Here is a 16,635-nt window from a genome sequence, read left to right as displayed (position 1 = left end):
GAGGCCGTGTGGCCCCGCCCGTTCACCTGTGCCTTACTTCTCGATTACTCGGCGACGTTCTGACGGCGGCGCACCAGGAGCAGTGCGAGTCCGGCGAGGATCGCCAGCGTCGCGACTCCGAGGCCTCCGCCCACGATCCACGGGTTCAGACCCGTGGTCGCCAGCGGCGGCTGTCCCGGAACCTCGACCTCGGTCAGGGTCTCGCAGGCGTCGAAGCACGGCTGCCCATCACCGGGCATCACCGCGTTCCGCAGCTCGCGGTCGCCGGACACCGAGTCGTTGACCGTCACGCTGTACGTCACGGTGACGACTTCGCCGACCGCGAGCGGTCCGGACCAGCTGAGCACCGGTGCCGCGTAGATCGCGCCGTTCGTCGCGTCGCCGTTGTACGTCGCGTCGTCGAGCACCTCCGAGAGGTCATCGGTGAACGACGCGGGGGTGGCGTCGGTGTAGTCGGCCGCTCCCGTGTTCTCGATGGCGATCGTGTAGGTCACGACCTCGCCGAGTGCGGTGGACGTCGTGTCGACGACCTTCGCGACGACGTAGCCCATCACCGGGGTGTCGGTGATGCAGGATCCCTCTTCGAGGCACTCTCCGCCGGCACCCGGGGTGACCACGTTGACCAGCTCGAGGTCACCGGTGAGCTCGTCGTCGACCGTCACCGAGTAGGTGAGGGTGACGCTCTCCTCGACCGGGATCGCCAGCGACCACGACAGGATCGGGGCGGCATAGGTCGCACCGTTCGAGGCGTCGCCGTTGTAGGTCGCATCGTCGAGCACACCCGACAGGTCGTCGGTGACGGTGGCCGGGGCATCTGCCGTGAAGGCAGCAGCACCGGTGTTCGTCACGACGATCGTGTAGGTGAGCACCTGGCCGCGACCGATGACCGTGCCCGAAGCCGACTTGTCGACCGTGAAGGAGCGGAGTGCGTCGGTGGTCGAGCACTCGCCCTCCGGGTCGCACCCGCCGCCGGGACCGGTGGGGACGACCGCGTTCGTGAGAACGCCGTCGCCGGTTCCGGCGGCGAGCACCGTCACCGAGTACGTGATCTCGATGGACGCACCACTGGGGAGGGCGCCCGACCACGACAGGGTGTTTCCGGTGACAGTCGCACCGGTGGACGCGTCGTCGTTGTACGACGCGTCGTCCAGCACCGCCGACAGGTCGTCGGTGAAGGAGGCCGGCACATCGTCGGTGTAGTCGACGGCGCCGGTGTTCGTGATGGTCACGGTGTAGGTGACCGCGTCACCCACGGTGACCGTGCCTGCGGCCGACGATGTCTTCGAGGCCGTGTAGGCCTGGAGGGCGTCTTCGGTCGAGCAGTCGCCGATGCAGGTACCGCCGTCACCGGGCACGACCGCGTTGGTCAGGATGCCGTCGCCGTCACCGGCCGCGTTCACGGTCACCGAGTAGGTGATGGTGATCGTGGCGCCGGCGGCGATCGGACCCTCCCACGAGAGCGTGCCGTCGGTGACGGTCGCCCCCTCGGTCGCGTCGTCGTTGTACGTCGCATCGTCGAGCACGGCCGACAGGTCGTCGGTGAAGGATGCCGGGGCGTCCTCCGTGAAGTCGACGGCGCTGTTGTTCGTGACGGTGATCGTGTAGGTCAGCACGTCGCCCTCGTTGACCTCGCCCGTGCCGGACGATGCCTTCGAGACCTGGAACTGGCCGATCGGGGTGTCGGTGGCGCACCCGCCCTCGGGGTCGCAGTCGCCGCCCGGGGCGGTCGGGACCACGATGTTGCCGAGGTTGAGGTCGCCCGCGCCCTGGCCCGCCGGGTTGACGGTGACGGAGTAGGTGATCTCGATCGAGGCACCCACGGCGAGCGGACCCGACCACGAGAGCGTCGTACCGGTGACGGTGGCGCCGCCCGTGGCGTCGTCGTTGTACGTCGCGTCGTCGAGCACGTTCGCGAGGTTGTCGTCGAACGAGGCCGGCTCATCGGCGGTGAAGTCGATCGCACCGGTGTTGGTGACGGTCACCGTGTAGGTGACGACGTCGCCGGGCAGCGCGCTGGTCGCCGAGGCGTCCTTCGACACGGTGAACGAACCCGAGGGGATGTTCACGAGGCAGGCAGGGTCCGTCGAGCCGGGCTCGCAGTTTCCGCCGTTCTCGGTGACCACCGCGTTGTCGATCTGGCTGTCGCCGGTGATCGGGTCGTTCACGGTCACCGAGTACGTGATCGTGACGGTCTCGCCGACCGCGAGCGGGCCGGACCAGCTCAGCACGGGAGCCGCGTAGGTCGCACCGCCCGTGACGTCTCCGTTGTACGTCGCGTCGTCGAGGACCTCGGTGAGGTCGTCGGTCAGCGCCGCCGGGGAGTCGGCGGTGTAGGCCGCCTCGCCCGTGTTGGTGATCGTCAGCGTGTAGGAGATCGTGTCGCCCGGGATCACGTCCACGGCATCCGCCGTCTTCGTGACCGTGTACGACTGCACCGGCGTGACCGTCTCGCAGACCTCTGCGGGGTCGCACGTTCCACCGGGGCCGGTCGGGACGACCGTGTTGGTGAGAACGTTGTCGCCGGTGTTGGGGCTGTTGACCGTCACCGAGTAGACGATGTCGATCGACTCGCCCGCCGCCAGCGCGCCCGACCAGGCGAGCGTGTTGCCCGTCACGGTCGCGCCGCCGGTCGCGTCGTCGTTGTACGAGGCGTCGTCGAGCACGGCCGAGAGGTCGTCGGTGAAGGATGCCGGGGCGCCCGCGGTGTAGTCCACGCCACCCGTGTTGGTCACCGTCACCGTGTAGGTGATGGTGCCACCGAGCTGCACCGACGTCGCCGATGCCGCCTTCGAGACGGTGTAGGACTGCACATCGGTCGTGGTCTCGCACTCGCCGGGCACGCAATTCCCGCCAGGGCCGTCCGGGACGACCGCGTTGGTGAGCACGTCGTCACCGGTGTTCGGGTCGTTCACGGTCACCGAGTAGGTGATGGTGATCGACTCGCCGGCGGCCAGCGCGCCCGACCAGCTGAGGGTCGGCTCCGTGTAGGTCGCACCGTTGTCGGCGTCGCCGTTGTAGGCGGCGTCGTCGAGCACGGCCGACAGGTCGTCGGTGAACGATGCCGGAGCGACGTCGGTGTAGTCGACCGATCCGGTGTTCTCGACGGTCACCGTGTAGGTGATGGTGCCGCCGGGGACGACGGTCGACGCGGAGGCCGCCTTCGACACCGTGTACGCCTGCACCGGGGTGACCGTGCCGCACTCGTCGGGCACGCACTCGCCGCCGGGGCCGTCGGGGACGACCGCGTTGGTGAGCACACCGTCACCCGAGACCGGGTTGTTGACCGTCACCGAGTAGGTGATCGTGGTTGTCGCGCCGGCTTCCAGCGGGCCTTCCCAGGTGAGCGTGCTGCCCGTGACGGTCGCACCCTCGGTCGCGTCGCCGTTGTAGGCGGCGTCGTCGAGCACGGCCGACAGGTCGTCGGTGAACGATGCCGGAGCGTCCACGGTGTAGTCCACATCGCTGTTGTTGGTGACGACTACCGTGTAGGTGATGGTGTCGCCGGGAACGGCGCTGGTCGCGGATGCCGACTTCGACACCGTGTACGACTGCACCGCGGTCACCGTCTCGCACTCGCCGGGGGCGCACTCGCCGCCGGGGCCGGTCGGCAGCACCACGTTGGCGAGCTCTCCGTCTCCCGAACGCGGGTCGTTGACCTCGACCGAGTACGTGATCGTGACGGTCTGGCCGACGGCGATCGCGCCCGACCAGTTCAGGTTCGGCGACGCGAACGTCGGAACCGGGAGCTGGATGCCGGGCTGCCCGACGACCACGGCCCTCGGCGTGCCGGTCAGCGTGGCGTCGTCGAGCACGGCCGACAGGTCGTCGCTGATCGTCGCCGGGAGGCCGGACGTGTATGCGGCGGTTCCGTCGTTGACGATCGTGACCGTGTAGGTGACGACATCACCCGGGTTCACGATCTCGGGGGTCGTCGCGGCGACCTCCTTCTCCACCGAGTAGTGGCGGACCGGGTTCTCGGTCTCCTCGCAACCGGCGGGCGGGCAGGTGCCGTCGCCGTTGCTGAGCACGTTGCCGAGCACGTGATCGGTCTGATCGGCGAAGTCGTTCACCGTGACCGTGTACGTGACGGTGAGAGTCTCGCCGACGGGGACCTCACCGGTGATGGCGAGGTCGGTGCCGGTCAGGGTCGCGGTGAGGCCGGCCTCGGCCGTCGGGCCGGTGGTCAGCGTCGCGTCGTCGAGCACGTTCTCGAGCGAGTCGAGGGCGTCGACGGCGGCCGGTGCCTGCCCGTCGTTCGTGAACGACAGCGTGTAGGTGACCTGCTGGCCGGCGATGACGGCGGTGCCGGACGCCGGGTCGACGGTCTTGGTCATCGACAGTGCGGCTGCGGGCACCTGTGCGAAGTCGCACGCGGCAGCCGGGTCGAGGGCGTCCTCGACCGGCACGCAGACGGTGTTGATGAGCACGTTGTCGCCGCTGGATGCGTCGTACGTCACCGTGTAGGTGATCGTCGCCGAGGCTCCGGCCGCGAGCGGGCCGGTCCAGCTCAGCTCCGGCTCGGCGTACGAGACGGTGCCGGTGGTCGCCGAGGCGTCACCGTTGTAGGTCGCGTCGTCGAGCACCTCGGTCATGTCGTCGACGAAGGTCGCGGGCGACCCGGCGGTGAACTCACCGGGGCCGTCGTTGGTGATGACGACCGTGTACGTGACGGAGTCTCCGTCGGCCGGGAGCTCATCGGTGCTCGCGGTCTTCTCGACCGTGAGGCGCGGGAGCAGGCTCTCGGTCGCCGCACAGGCCTCGCCGGTGACCGGGTCGTTGCCGTCGGCATCCGCGGGGTCGCAGGTCGGGACGTCGGTCGGCGGCGTGCCGGGGGCCGGCGGCGTGTTCGGCTGCCAGGCGACGTTGCGCACGACGCCGTCGCCACCGGCCGCGAGGGTCACGGTGTAGGTGATGGTGACGGTGTCGCCGGCCGGCAGAGCACCGCTCCAGGACAGGAAGCCGGGGTCGAGGTAGGACGGAAGGCCACCGACGGATGCGGTCGCGTCGTTGTTGTACGTCGCGTCGTCGAGCACGCCGCGGATGTCGTCGAAGACGACCGCGGGGATCGCGGCGGTGTACGCGGCATCGCCGGTGTTGGTCGCGCTGATCGTGTAGGTGATCGTGTCGCCAGGGCGGCTCGCGGCCGTCTGGCTCGACTCCTTCACGATGTCGAGCGCGCGGTCGGCGAAGACGACCGGGTAGTCCTCGACCTCACCGCCGAGCACGTCGCCGCCGGGCAGCGGCGTGGCGACGGCGCCCGGGAGCAGACGGAAGCGCGCGAACGTATCGGCGGTGGCCGTGCCGGCGGGGAAGGTGAGGGTGTAGTTCGCGGTGCCGCTGTTGGCGGGCACCGCGACGCTGACGAGTTCTCCGGCCTCGAACGTGCCATTGCCGTTGAGATCGATCCAGCCGGCGAGGGTCGCGGCGGCGGCCGTGTTGTTCGTCGCCGAGACCACCACGGCGGACTGCACGCCCGGGCTGATGACGATCGGCGCGGCGACGCCGTCTTCGTCGGCGAGGCCGGTGTTGTCGTCACCGTCGGCGGCGGCGGTGGGCTGGCCGTCGACCTCGGCGTCGATGGACGCGCCGAGCATCAGAGTCGACGTTCCGGCCGCGGAGTCGAAGCCGAGGATGCCGTGGCGCGGACCGCCCTGGGCGATCGTCGTGCCGTAGCTCGCCGGGGCATCGCCGAGATCGGAGGCGAGGAACTCGACGGTGGAGGTGCCGGGCTCGTTGAGGCCGGTCGGCGTGACGTTGTCGGGGCCGTTGGTGTAGGAGCCGACGGTCGACGAGGTCACGTCGACGGTGATGGTGCAGGAGGCCTGGCCGGCAGCCAGAGACCCGTTCGTGACGGTGATCGTTCCGCTACCGGCAGTCGCTGCGCGGGTGGCGACGCAGGTGCCGCCGAGGTTCGGGGTCGGTGCGACGGTCAGACCGGCGGGGAGCGCGTCGACGAAGCCCCAGCCCGCCTTCGCGGCGAGTTCGCTGGTGTTCGTGACCGTGAAGGTGAGGGTCGAAGACTGGCCGACGAAGCGGATCGCGGGCGAGAACGACTTGTCGAGCTGCGGAGTGACGTCGAGGATGCGGATGTCGTCGAACGCGGCGTCGTTGCCGCCGCCGCTGCCGTTGGCGTTGGTCATCTGCACGCCGACCGAGGTGCCATTGAACAGCACGGATCCGTTGGAGGTGTAGGTTCCGACGCTCACCGGAGATGCGGGGATCGCGCCGACCGCGGGGGCAGTGACGACCGAGCCCGAGCTACAGGCGTTGATCTGACCGCCGACGGGGGTCGCGGCGCCACCCGAGGAGACGAGAGAGAAGTTGTAGAGCGGCGCCGAAGCGATCGGCGGGCAGTTCTTCGCCGCCGCGTTCACGCTGAAGGTGAGGAAGCGGCCGTTGGCCGAGGCCAGCGGCACGGGGTTGACCGTGGCAAACTCGACCTGGTTGGCGCCGGGGTTGCCCTCGGTGTATGCCGCGACAGCCCTGTTGTTCGTGGGACCCGCCGTGCCGTTGTGCGAGCCGAGCGCCCATACGATCTGGCGGAGGTGCGACGAGTTGTCGACCGTCGCGCAGTTACCCAGGCTCGACGCCGGCATGCTGTGGCTGACAATGATGCCGTTACAGTTCGCGAGCCACGGTGCTGCGGCGGTGTAGGTCTGTCCACCGGCCCCGACGTAGTTCGTGAGCAGGACAGGGTTGCCGACTCGGTTGTTCTCGAAGTTCTCGGTGAAGAGTGTGATCGGCGCGGAGGGCACTCCCGGGTTGCCCGGGGCGAGCTTCGCGATCAAGTCTGCCGTCGCCGGTCCGTTGAAGGCCGCGCTCAGCGCGGTCCCGCTCGTGGTCGGCGTGGCGAAGGCCGCGGCCGGCACGAAGGTCGACATGAGGCTGACGACGAGCGACGTCACCGCGAGCGCGGCGAGTGCCGGCCTCTTCTTGCTGAGTCCTTCACTGCGAGCGGTCGACCGGCGCCGACTCTCACTCGCGAACAGGTTACGCATACGCATACTTGGGTTCCCTCCCCCACCGCTCGACGACGGGTGCGTCGAGACAGAACGAGGCCCAGTATTCCGATGAACACGCGTTCAGGAAAAGCTCAGGTAACGAATATCACCCTCACAGGATGCAAAATTCACCCCCGTTCTCACCCCGGGTGAGAACGATGTCGAGAACTCACCCCGAGCGGTGCCCGCGGCGGAGATGCGCGGATGCGTCCAGCGCCGCCGCACGCGTGGAGACTCCGAGCTTGCGGTAGAGCACCCGCAGATGGGTCTTCGCGGTGTTGCGCGAGACGAACAGTGCCTCGGCTATCTCCTGCACCGAGGCGTGCGCGGCGAGGAGTCCGAGCACCTGCTCCTCGCGCGGGGTGAGCGAGACCATCGGCGGCGGAACGAAGCGTGCGGTGGCGTCTCCGGGGAGCGGCGCGTCGGCGACGATCGCCTGGTACACCCCGGGTATCGCGTCCTGCGCCGCGTCGTATGTCTGCGTGTTGTCGATCGAGCGCCTGACCCGTGCGAGCAGGTCTCTCGCGGCCTGACTGGCCCGCGAGAGGTGGGCGAGGTTCGCGCGGAGCACGAGCCAGCGCGCTGATTCGCTCGCGTCTCGCCCGAGCCGCGCGTGTGCCTGTTCGAGGAACTCGGTGGCCTCGTGCGTGCGCCCCTGGATCATGAGGGCCCGGGCTGCACTCACGGCGAGACGAGGGTCGCCCTGGGCGCGGGAGAGGGGTTCGACGATGTGCACGGCAGCCTCGAGGTTGCCGAGCGACTGGTGGAGGTCGGAGATGTCTGCGCGCAGCAGTGCACCGGCGAGTGATGCCGGTGGGGTGAGCGAGGGGAACGAGTTGAGCGCGTGCTCGAGGTCGCGAAGCGCCGCTCGGCGGTCTCCCCAAAGCAGGGCGTGGCGCGCTCGCGCGTGGCTTTCGACCCACCAGAGATCGCCGGACTCGACGCCGCGGCCGACTCGCGTGAGGATCTCTGCGGCCGACTCGTGGTCGAAATGGCCGATGGCGAGGAGGGCTCGCGCGAGGAGCCCGGCGTACTGCAGGCGGTGGGTCATGACGTGCGGGTCGGTCTCGACGGGTACGACGCTGCGGTCGACCCATTCCTGCGCGTGGGCGTTGTCGCCGGCGAGGGCGTGCGCGAGGGCGCAGTATCCGGCGAGGTACGGGGCGACGGGGTGCGGCAGCCCGGTCGCGCTCCAACGCCAGGCTTCGGAGAAGGCTTCGGCCGCTCGGCCGAGATCGGCGACGACGAGTCGCGCGAGTCCGACGTGGAGCAGCACCATTCCGAGGATGTCGTCGAAGCCGCGCTCTTCGGTTGCCGCACTGATCGCCCGCTGCGCATCGTCGGCGGCGTCGTTGGCACGGACGAAGCGTCCCGAGACGAGGTGGTGGCGGATCTCCATCGCGTGCAGGGTGATCGTGTCGCGTGCGGCGGGTTCTTCCTGCCCGAGCACCCACCGGGTGAAGGTGCGCTCGACGCGTTCTTCGAGGCGGTCGGCGGAGCGCCAGATGGCGTGGGTCCACGCAGAAGCGACCAGCTGACGCGGATGCTCGGCCACCCACTCCCGGGGAACCCGCGGCCACGCCTCGATCAGCACATGCGGCTCGGCGGCGGTGAGCGCGAAGAAGTAGTCGTCGATGATGGCTCCGAAGTCGTCCCAGCGTTCGGCGTCGATCGCCGCACGGATCTGGGCGACGACGGCCTGCCGTTCCTCCCGTGGCCAGGCATCGGCGACGTCGGCAGAGGCGGGCTCTCGGGAGTCGTCGGTCATGCGGCTCGGGATTCTGCGGCGGGATGGGCTGTCGAGTGGGGCGAGGTTACCGAAGTCGTGTGACGGGAGAGTGTCGCCCCGATCGCGAGGACGAAGGTGGCGAGTATGCCGCCCCACAACAGGGGCGACTGCGCGGCGAAGGCGGTGGGGGCGTTGAAGAACGCCCAGATCATCCAGATGGTGTGGGCCGCGGTGGCCACGGTGACGGCGGCGCCGAGGGCGCCGATCGCCTGCGCGCGGTGACCGAGGAGGGCGAGGTTGCCGAAGAGCGCGGCGGCGAAGCATCCGATGCTGAGGGTGACGACGGTCGCCGCTGCGAGGCCGGCGGCAGCGGCGCCGCGGATGTCGGCGACGAGAAGGATGGCGATGACCGTCGCGAGGCCGAGCGAGACGACCGAAACGGTCGAGACCACCCGGCGGGCCTGTTCATGGCGGCGACGTGCGGCCTGCGCACGGGCCGCGTTCGCGGTGGTGACGTTCATGTGGTTCCTCGGTCGGGAATCTCGGCCGAGCAGGTCGGCGGTGGGTACACCGGGGGCCGCGCACCTTGCGATGCGCGGCCCCCGGCTGTCAGCGGTTTACGCCTGGCCGCGGCGGCGGCGAGCCACCAGGGCGATCGCTCCGGACGCCAGCAGGAGTCCGGCGATGACGATCAGGGGCGTGGAGTCCGCACCCGTGATCGCGAGCGACGTGGTCGACGACCCCTGAGGCGTGGTCGGCTTCGTCGGGGGCGTGGTCGGTGGCACGGCGGTGACCGCGTTCTCGAGACCGATCTCGACGAGGCCCGCGCCCTGCGTGAAGGTGGCGGTGCCGTCGCCGTTGTCGGTGACGCCGGCGCCCGAGAACTTCGGGGTGGCGAAGGTGACGCCCGGAGCCGTCGCCTTGACCTCGCTCAGCGTGACGACCGTGCCCTCAGGCACCTCGAGGATCGAGTAGACCGTGCCGTTGCGCACCTCGAAGGTGTCTTCGCGGGGCTCGGTCTCGCCCGGAACCATCGCGCTGTAGCTCACCGAGTACGCCATGTCGACGACCTTCGCGGCACCGTCTCCGGTCACCGTCTTGGTCACGGCGAACGAGTACAGGTCGAAGTCGACCGGGTTCATGAGGCCGACCGCGACGGTGCCCTCACCGACCGTGAAGGACGCGGAGCCGTCGCCATTGTCGGTGACCCCGGTGCCCGTGTAGACCGGGGTGCCGTAGGTGACGTTGGCAGCCGTCGGTGCGACCTCCGACAGCGTGACGACCGTGCCGACCGGCAGCTCGTCGACACCGGCGGTCTCGTCGGCCGCGATCGTGAGCGCGCCGGTGACGGTCTCGCCCGCGACGACGTAGGAGTAGTTCACGGTGTATTCCGCGTCGGTGACGACTCCCGTGCCGGTGCCCGTGACCGTCTTGGTGACGTCGAAGCCGCCGAGGAGCTGCTCGACCGGGTTCTCGAGACCGATGGCGATCTCGCCGTCGATCATCGTGACCGTCGCGCTGCCGTCGCCGTTGTCGGTGACCCCGGTGCCGGTGTAGATCGGCGTGCCGTAGACGACGCCCGTGCCCGTGGCCGCGACCTCGGCGAGCGTGATGACCGCGCCTTCGGGGATGTCCGTCAGCGACGTGGTCTGACCGTCGGTGACCGTGAGCTGACCCGAGGTCGTGCCGTACGAGTAGTTCACGGTGTACGAGGTGCCCGCGACCTGCGGGGCGCCCGAACCGGTGACCGTCTTGGTGAGTGCGAGGTCGCCGAGGTTGTCGCCCTCGCCGCCACCGCCGGCGCCTGCATACGGGAGAGGCGTCGCGGAGTACGTCGTCCCGTTCACGACCGCGCTGTTGTTGAAGACGTCGCCATTCTGAGCGCCCTCGGGCCAGTCCATCACGACCTGCACCTGGTAGACGCGGGTGCCGTCGGTGTTCGCGCCGTTGAGCTGAACGTCGAAGGCCGTGTCGACCGGACGGTTGGTGAGCGTGTACGAGCCGGCTCCGGTGCCCTGGCCGAGGTACGTCCACTTGGACGAGTCGGCGCGCTGCTCCCAGTCGACCTTGGCGATCGAGCGGACGGTCAGGCGCGACGGGTCGAAGACGAGCGGAGCGTCGTAGTCATCGGTGATGATCGGATTGGCTCCTGCGCCCAAGTCCTCACTGGGGACGTCGATGTTCCACGTCATGGAGGTTCCATCGTCGTTCGGGTAACCGAACTTGGTCGGCGAACCGGGAGCCGTGTCGGGGCCAGCCGTGCCGACGCCACCCTCGACGTCGGTGACGATGGTCACGTTGTTTCCGGTCGTGAACTCGATCTGCTCTTCGGTGAAGGTCTCGACGAACTTCGCATTGAAGTTCAGCGTGCCGTGCACGTTGTTGTGGTCGGCAACGAAGTCGGTGAGCGTGCAGACGAACTGATTCGCCGTCACCTCGCAGGTTCCGACGATGTTGCCATCGGCATCCGGCAGGTTGATCGAGGCGCCGAACCCGACGAGAGCGTCGGGGAAGTTGAGGGTGAAGGTGTCGCCCGGCTGCGCCGAGTCCGGCACCGCCCAGGTCGCGGCGACCTGGTACTGCGCATCCTTCACATATGGCGGCGCGTTGACGATGTCGACGCTCGTGACGCCGTTGACTTCGGCGGCGCTCGCCGGTTGAGCCGCAAGCACCCCGGAGAACATGGCCAGGACCATGCCCATCAATACAAGAAGTGCACCCGTCGCGCGCGAGCGCTTTCGGAGCACTGCAGAATTCCCATTCATCCCAGTTCCCTCATCCCGTTTCGAAGCACAGCGGTCGGCGTAGCCCCCGACGTTAAGACGCCGCACTCGCGCGTTCATTACGCGCTTCGTTCGTTTTTCTCCAAAGCCGTGGAGTCTCCGTCATTGACGACACGCACCGAACAGAGCGTCCACGGATGTGGCGAAGCGCCCTCCACCCGTGGTGGATCGATGCCGAGCGTCCCAAGTCAGAACTCCGGGCCCACTAAGCAAGACGTGGTGGCTGGGGAAATCGGTCGGGCACGCCAAAACATTTCTCGAAAGGTTTTGAGGACGGGGTGAGGAAACTCTGAGGAGAAGCGGCGGTCGCCCCTTGGAGGTGGAGCGACCGCCTGACGCCCGAGCCGTGGGGGCCCGGCTCTCAGAGCGTCACTTACCAAGACGAGATGGGATACCGAATATGTCGGTTAATGCGCGATATTCCCATAACCCGTTTTGATCGCCGTCAGGGGAGACAAAAGCGACGGCCGGCCCCGCAGCAGGAGGGCCGGCCGTCGTCGAGTGATGCGCATCCAGAAAGATGCGGATCCCCCCGATTGCTCCGACGGGATGGGAGGACGTCGGAGCGACGCCCCGGAAGCAGGAGTCCGAAGGCGCTACATACAAGACGGGTTCGGAGGTGGAATCTGTCGGACGGGGGGGTGGATTCGTTTCGGTGGAAGGTGGCGGCCCTTCGTCTCACTGCGCTCGCTCAGGAAGCGGGTGTGGGTAGTGGGGGCAGGGGAACGCCCGGGCCGGCGTGAGCCGGGCCCGGGCGTTCACAGGTTGGTCAGACGGTCTCGTCCATGCGGCGACGACGGAGCGTCAGAACGAGGCCGAGGGCCAGCGCGGCGAGAGCGGCGATCGAGACTCCGATGCCGACCATCGTTCCGCCGGTGATGGCGAGGCCACCGGTGGGAGGCGTCGCGCCACCCGGCGGCGTCGTACCCCCATCGGTCGGGGGCACGTCGATGTCACCGCAGGCCTTGTCGGTCACCGTGACGCCGTCGACCGTGAGCTCGGCCTCGTTGAGGAAGCCGCCGCCCGTCTCGGTCGTGGTCGTGGTGCACTCGGCCTCGACCACCGAGATGGTCGTCGCGACGGTCACATCGATCGTGACCCGGTAGGTGTGCGTCGACTCACCCGGCAGCGTGACACCCGACGCGATGGTCGTGTCTTCCACGCCGTCGTAGTCGGGATTGGTGTCGACCTCACCGGGCGTCACGTTCTCGACCACGACGTCACCGATCTCGACGTCGCCCCCGAAGTCGAGCGCGTCGACCAGGTCGTACGTACCCTCGGCGGTGCCGTTGTTGATGACATCGAGCTCGTAGGTCACCGTCGACGTGTTGTCATCGGTGAGATCGGTCGCTCCGATGTAGCGCTTGTCGAGCACCATGTCGAAGTCACGGTCGATGATGAGTCCGGCGTCGAGCGTCGGGTCGGCCGAGTCGGGTGCCAGCGTGAACGTCTGGGTCGCACCCGTCGTCACGTCGGCATCCGAATCGATCGTCGTGTCGTCACCTGCGTGCTGCGTCGTGAACGTGGTGTTCGAGTTGAGCCCGTTGGGATCGAAGATCACCTGGTACTCACCCGAGGCGAGGTTCTCAAACGCATAGGCGCCGTTCTCGTCGGTGACGGTCTCGAGCGAGACCGGGTTGCCATCGAGATCGGTACCCACCAGTCGCACGGGGAACCCGGCGATGCCCGGCTCACCCTCGCTCTGCAGGCCGTCGCCGTTCACGTCTTCCCACATACGGTCGCCGACCGACGACGAGATGATCTCGACGCGACGGATGGCGGGGCCGACGCCCTGCGTGACGCCATCGGCGCGACCCGCGGTGACGTTGTTGTAGACGTCACCTCCGGAGTTGCCGACCGGGGTCATGGCGATGTCGACCTGGAACGGCGTCGCCGGGGTGAAAGCACCGGGGCGCTGGAAGCGCAGTCCGGTCACCTCGCCGTTCGCCGTGGGGCAGTCCGCCGCCGTGCCATTGCCCGAGACCACGGCGCCCGAGACGGCGTCGCACCAGACGGTCGATCCGGATGCCCCGTTCGAGGCGTCTCCCGGAGCGACGACCAGTGCGGCCGACGGGGTCGCGGTGTAGAGGATGCGGATGCCGTCACCCGCGACCGCGGTCGCCGAGTCGAGCACCAGCTGTCCCTCGAAGTCGCTGTTGTTCACGCCGTCGGCCGGCAGCACGTCGATCACGTCGACGTTGCTGACGTTCTGCGGGGAGTCGACGTTCGCGAAGAAGACGCTCCACTGCACGGTGCGCGGCGTCTCGACACCCTCGGGGTTGACCTCGATAACGGGCTTGTTGACCGTCTTCGCGACCTTGATGCCCGTCGGGACGACCAGTTGGATCTGCACGTCGTCGTCGCGCAGGTTCGCCGGGCTGCCGTCGATCGGCGACGAGGCGAGAACCTGGTTGGTGTAGACGCCGTTGCGGGCGGTCGAGATGATCTCGGCCGTCACGATCAGCGGCTCGATCGGCGCACCGATCGGCAGCTCACCCAGGTTGTACCGCACGTACTGGCGGTTCGCCGCGCAGGCGATCTCGGCATCGGCCGGAGCGCCCATCTGCACCACCTCGGGCGTGATCGCGTTCGCCCCCTGGACCGTCGAGCCGTACACCTGGTACTCGGGCAGGCAGTCCTCGATCACCACGAGAGCCGGGTTGCCTTCGACCGCGACCGCGGTCGTGAGCGACGGGTTCAGGCGGTAGCGGATGTTCGAGCCGGAGGTGTACTGCGGCACCGTGTCGTCGACGAACTGGCCGGTGGTCAGGTTCTCGACGTACTTCTGCACGCGCACGATGCCCTCGCCCTGAATGAGGCGGTCGCCGAAATTACCCGAATGCGTCGTCTTGTTATACGTCGGCAGGGCCGTAACTCGCGCCGGATCCGTCGTGGCCTGAGCCGACGTCTTGACTCCCTGGGAGATGATCCGGGAAGCCCAGTTGCCGATCGGTTCCGTGCTGTCGGAGTCGAGAACGACCTGCCCGATCGCGAAGCTGAGGTTGACGTCACCGAAGCTCGTCCCCACGGGCCACTCGGTGTTGAACGTCACTCGCACCCGGTTGACGCCCGGCCACACTGTGCGGCCCTGGGCATCGACGGTCGGGGTAACGAGATCACTCGGATCGGTGACCCAGGTTCCCGTCGCGCAGTTGGCAGCGGCACCGGCGCCGGCGGCTCCGATGCTGTACTCGACCGTCACATTTCGGGCCCCCGAGGCTGGCGTGCCAAGCGTACTGGCCGGCAACGCCGCGTTCGCCTGCAAATACTGCGCCAGGTACACCGGCGATCCGTTGCTCGGGTAGAACGCGGGGTTGAAACCTGTCCACGACGGGTTCCCCGCGAGCGCGAGGCGGTCAGCATCCCAGACATCGCAGCCCACGAGGGTTCGCGTGAAGGCGGTGCCGGAGCCCGCCGGCGCCGATTCGTTGAGGCTGAGCACGCTCTGCACGGATTGTCCTGGCATGACGACGGTGTTGCCGTCCTTGCGAACACCCGATCCGGGCGGTCCTTCGAATGCGCCACCCGGAGCGAAGGCCTGGGTGGGCGTGTTACCTGCCTGTCCGAACACCCCCGTGAAGGCCTTGTCGAAGTTCCCACTGACCTGCGCGGTGATGACGGCATCCCTCGCGTTGTTCGTGGGGTCATCGACGGCGGGCGTACCGTCGATGCCGGTCATCTGCACGTTCACGTACTCGTTGTGCGTGCTCAGGGAGAACGAGTTCGCAGGACCGGTGCCGAACTCCACCAGCGCGGCCTGTGGCACGTGGATTCGCAGTTCGAGCGTGACGATGTAACCGACCCCGCCGGTGATCGCGTTACCCGAGCCCGTCGTCGTCGGAACCGTCGAGCCGGTCGTGTCGGCACCGGTGATGGTGATGACACCGTTCTCACCCGGCTGACCCGAAGTGCAGCTCACCGACCCCGAGTTGCGAACCGAATTGGTCGTGTTCGCGTACGCACCGAGGGACAGCGCCGAATACGGCGTCGACGTCCGGAACCCGCTCGAGGCCGTGATCGGCGTGCAGTTACGGAAGATGGGTGCATACGCGGCGGTTGCAGCCGCTTCCGATCCGGCCTTGGCCACCATCTGCGCCCAGACGGTTGCTCCGTAGAAGGACTCGGGGTCGAGGTTGTCCTCGAAGACGATCGACGAACCGAGCGGTGCGACTCCCTTACCGCCCCCGGGAACACTGATGGTCACCGGGTAGGTCAACTGACGGCACGCCAGCGTTGCGTCATGAACGCACGCCGTAGTCCCTTGGAACAGCGGGCCTTGGTCGACCGATGTTTCCTGCAACCGCTTCGACAGATCGAACCGCGGCGCAGCCGACACCGTCTGCGAGAGGGGCTCGGTGGCGACGGCATCCGGGATCTGGTCGGACGAGACCTCGAAGACGACCGGATCCATGGTCGTGCCGTTCGTCACCTCGGGCTTGACCCGCGTGACGAAGGGGTAGTTCAGCGACGTGCCACCGGTCTGGTCGTCGAGCACACAGACGACATCCTGGGTGGGGTACGACTGCCAGGACGTGCCGGTGATCGGCGGGGTGAGCGCGGGGAGCGTCTGCGGCGTCGCGCCGGAGCCCGGCAGACAGAACGGCGGCAGGCTCACGAGCTCCTGACCGCGCGGAACCGTGAAGCGCACGGTCGGCGTGGTCTGGTCGTCGCCCTCGAAGCGGATGCCGAGGTTGTACGAGATGGTGTCGTTCGTGCGGATGATGTCGTTGTCGGGCCCGGAGTCGTTACCGGCGGCGTCATCGGCCGAGAACGGCGCGGTTCCCGTCGTCTGGTCGATCGTCAGCGCGAGCGTCGCCGCTGCGGATGCCGGAGTGGCGACGAAGAGGCCGGCACACAGCGCGCTCAGCGCCGCAGCCACCCCCATGGTCCTGGTCAGTGCGCGCGAGCGCGCGGTCGTGCGAGTCATGATGGCCCTTCCCCTAGCCAAGTGATGCGCGAAAGAACTGCTCCCCGTAGGTGGAAGCTTCGGATGCTTCCACCTGGTGAGACTTCGGGTAGCGCTCACGCGAAACTGGAAACTTTGTGTGATTAAATCTGTCGTTAAGTGACTACGGTTTTCGCGCGAACGTGCGCGAGTGTCTTCAGAGCGTCGGTCGCGGCC

General features: G+C 68.2%; 5 protein-coding genes. All 5 read right to left on the bottom strand.

Annotation, left to right across the window (positions count from 1 at the left end; genetic code table 11):
- Nucleotides 1-44: 44 nt before the first annotated feature.
- A complete protein-coding gene (locus ACIQTT_RS11805; protein ID WP_402789941.1) occupies nt 45-6,998 on the bottom strand; it encodes a GEVED domain-containing protein in 6,954 nt (2,317 codons plus the stop codon).
- A gap of 172 nt (nt 6,999-7,170) precedes the next feature.
- The gene (locus tag ACIQTT_RS11800) at nt 7,171-8,769 is read right to left on the bottom strand and encodes a LuxR C-terminal-related transcriptional regulator (protein ID WP_402789938.1); all 1,599 of its coding nucleotides are present in this window, start codon (nt 8,767-8,769) and stop codon (nt 7,171-7,173) included.
- The gene (locus ACIQTT_RS11795) at nt 8,766-9,251 is read right to left on the bottom strand and encodes a hypothetical protein (RefSeq protein ID WP_402789936.1); all 486 of its coding nucleotides are present in this window, start codon (nt 9,249-9,251) and stop codon (nt 8,766-8,768) included. The genes ACIQTT_RS11800 and ACIQTT_RS11795 overlap by 4 nt, the downstream gene beginning before the upstream one ends.
- Nucleotides 9,252-9,347: 96 nt before the next feature.
- Nucleotides 9,348-11,426, bottom strand: a complete 2,079-nt coding sequence (locus tag ACIQTT_RS11790) for an Ig-like domain-containing protein (RefSeq protein WP_402789933.1) — start codon at nt 11,424-11,426, stop codon at nt 9,348-9,350.
- 856 nt (nt 11,427-12,282) lie between these two features.
- Nucleotides 12,283-16,440 (bottom strand): SdrD B-like domain-containing protein, encoded by a 4,158-nt coding sequence (locus ACIQTT_RS11785; protein WP_402789930.1) that lies wholly within the window; start codon nt 16,438-16,440, stop codon nt 12,283-12,285.
- Between the last annotated feature and the right edge of the window lie 195 nt (nt 16,441-16,635).

Origin of the sequence: Microbacterium sp. NPDC090225 (assembly GCF_044772365.1) — a bacterium.
Lineage (GTDB): Bacteria > Actinomycetota > Actinomycetes > Actinomycetales > Microbacteriaceae > Microbacterium.
The sequence above is the reverse complement of the archived record's forward strand: the minus strand, read 5'-3'. Positions and strand labels throughout refer to the sequence as shown.

Excerpts from the sequence above, each read along its gene's own strand:
- ACIQTT_RS11805 (WP_402789941.1), bottom strand. The coding sequence starts at position 6,998 with ATGCGTAACCTGTTCGCGAGTGAGAGTCGGCGCCGGTCGACCGCTCGC.
- ACIQTT_RS11800 (WP_402789938.1), bottom strand. The coding sequence starts at position 8,769 with ATGACCGACGACTCCCGAGAGCCCGCCTCTGCCGACGTCGCCGATGCC.
- ACIQTT_RS11795 (WP_402789936.1), bottom strand. The coding sequence starts at position 9,251 with ATGAACGTCACCACCGCGAACGCGGCCCGTGCGCAGGCCGCACGTCGC.
- ACIQTT_RS11790 (WP_402789933.1), bottom strand. The coding sequence starts at position 11,426 with ATGGTCCTGGCCATGTTCTCCGGGGTGCTTGCGGCTCAACCGGCGAGC.
- ACIQTT_RS11785 (WP_402789930.1), bottom strand. The coding sequence starts at position 16,440 with ATGACTCGCACGACCGCGCGCTCGCGCGCACTGACCAGGACCATGGGG.